A 279-nucleotide genomic window follows, 5' to 3' on the forward strand; every position below is an offset into this window, starting at 1 on the left:
TAGCCCCAGTGCTGCAGATGAAGCTCCTGCGCATCCGACAGGCCGACGCGACGGCGCCGCGCGAGTTCTGCGGGCGGTGGCGGTGCGCGGAAGGCGTCGAATTCGCTGACGCACGCATCGGCGAATGCGTGGAGCGTGTCGCGGGCAGGATCGCCATGACGCAGCCGCCAGGCCAGGAAGCCGCGCAGCGTCTGCAGGGCCGGCTCGATGGTGAAGGCCTGCTGCTGCAGTGCAAAACCGCGCAGCGCGGCGTCCAGCTCATCGACCGTACGGTCGCTT

The 279-nt window shown here is 69.5% G+C and carries 1 protein-coding gene; it reads right to left on the bottom strand.

Features of this window, described 5'->3' with window-relative positions; translation table 11 throughout:
• Positions 1–279 (bottom strand): DUF1045 domain-containing protein (locus LB465_RS18150; protein WP_224471324.1); only part of this gene is annotated, 279 nt, incomplete at both ends.

Origin of the sequence: Salegentibacter lacus (genome assembly GCF_020164555.1) — a bacterium.
Lineage (GTDB): Bacteria > Bacteroidota > Bacteroidia > Flavobacteriales > Flavobacteriaceae > Salegentibacter > Salegentibacter lacus.